This is a genomic window from Pseudoroseomonas cervicalis ATCC 49957 (assembly GCF_000164635.1).
GTDB classification, from domain to species: domain Bacteria; phylum Pseudomonadota; class Alphaproteobacteria; order Acetobacterales; family Acetobacteraceae; genus Pseudoroseomonas; species Pseudoroseomonas cervicalis.
In genome coordinates this window covers 1-1346 of sequence record NZ_GG770954.1, presented here as the reverse complement: position 1 = coordinate 1346, position 1346 = coordinate 1, and the positions used below count along the sequence as shown (strand labels likewise).

Here is a 1346-nt window from a genome sequence, read left to right as displayed (position 1 = left end):
CCGCTCTATGTCGAGCCGCCGGCGGTGCGCCTGCCGGGCGGCGGCGCGGCGCCGGTCTGAGGCGGCGATGACGGCGCTGCGCGGCGCGGGGCTTGCCGACCTGCCGGCAATGGCGGCGCTGCATGCGGCGGCCTTCCCGCCCGGCGACCGCTGGGGCGAGGACGCGCTGCGGCTGATGCTGGAGATGCCGGGCGCCTTCGGCCTGCTGGTGGCGGCGGAGGAGGATGCGCCGCCCGCCGGCTTCATCCTGCTGCGGGTGGCGGCCGACGAATCGGAGATCCTGACCCTGGCGGTGCATCCGGCGGCGCGGCGCCAGGGGCTCGGCCTCGCCCTGCTGGAGACGGCGATGGCGGCGGCGCTGGCGCGGGGCGCGGCGCGCCTGTTCCTGGAGGTCTCGGTGGCGAATGACGGGGCGCGGGCGCTCTACGCCGCCGCCGGCTTCGCCGAGGCCGGGCGGCGGCGGCGCTACTACCCGGATGGCAGCGACGCGCTGGTGCTCAGCCGGGGGCTTTGCGCAGCCTGAGGCGGGTGGTGCCGTCGGGCAGGTCCTCCTGGCTCAGCACGGCGTGGCCCTGCTCGGCGGCGGTGCGCGGGATATTGGCGCGCGGCTCCTCGCCGCGCAGCAGCACCAGCAGAATCTGGCCCGGCGCCATGCGGTCCAGCGCCAGGCGCGTGCGGACGAAGGTCATGGGGCAAGTCTCCGCCGTGATATCGATCGCATGGTCGTGGAGATTTTCTTGACCGCCTGTATTGTTGGACATGCTCGATCTTTCGCGATTGCGGCATGTTTTGCCGTTGCGGGAGAGTGTGGTCAGCCGATATGGTCGCGCAAGTCACGGCAGCACAGGCGTGCTGATCAGACCGGGCGCTATGCATGAGGTTCAGGGATGTCCGAAGAACAAGGCGGGCGTGAACTACTGGGGCTGACGGCGCAGATTGTCGCCGCGCATGTCTCGAACAATTCGGTTCCGCTGACCGATGTGCCCTCCCTGATCGAGCAGGTGCACCGCACCCTCTCGGGCCTCGGCAGCGCACCGGTGGCGGCCTCGGTCCCGGCGGAGCGGCCGCAGCCGGCCGTGCCGGTGAAGAAGTCGGTCACCGACGAGTATCTGGTGTGCCTGGAGGATGGCAAGAAGCTGAAAATGCTGAAGCGCCACCTCAAGACCGCCTATGACATGACGCCGGAGCAGTACCGCGAGCGCTGGGGCCTGCCCTCCGACTACCCGATGGTGGCGCCGAACTACGCCAAGCACCGCTCCTCGCTGGCCAAGCGGATCGGGCTCGGCACCAAGCCGCGCGGCGGCCGGCCGCGCCGCAACCCGGAGGCCTGAGCCCGCCCGGCGCCG

3 protein-coding genes are annotated in these 1346 nt (G+C 71.7%); 2 read left to right on the top strand and 1 reads right to left on the bottom strand.

The annotated features are described in order from the left end of the window. Nucleotides 1-523: ribosomal protein S18-alanine N-acetyltransferase (rimI, locus tag HMPREF0731_RS20725; protein WP_408734765.1), on the top strand; the 523-nt coding region annotated here is incomplete at its 5' end. Here rimI and HMPREF0731_RS20720 read toward each other — a convergent pair. Beyond that, the gene (locus HMPREF0731_RS20720) at nt 498-761 is read right to left on the bottom strand and encodes a sulfurtransferase TusA family protein (RefSeq protein ID WP_040614294.1); all 264 of its coding nucleotides are present in this window, start codon (nt 759-761) and stop codon (nt 498-500) included. The two genes, rimI and HMPREF0731_RS20720, sit on opposite strands and share 26 nt — an antisense overlap. Nucleotides 762-887: 126 nt before the next feature. Here HMPREF0731_RS20720 and HMPREF0731_RS20715 point away from each other — a divergent pair, with 126 nt between their 5' ends. After that, nucleotides 888-1331, top strand: coding sequence for a Ros/MucR family transcriptional regulator (locus tag HMPREF0731_RS20715; protein WP_007006189.1), 444 nt, complete (start codon nt 888-890; stop codon nt 1329-1331). Nucleotides 1332-1346: the final 15 nt, after the last annotated feature.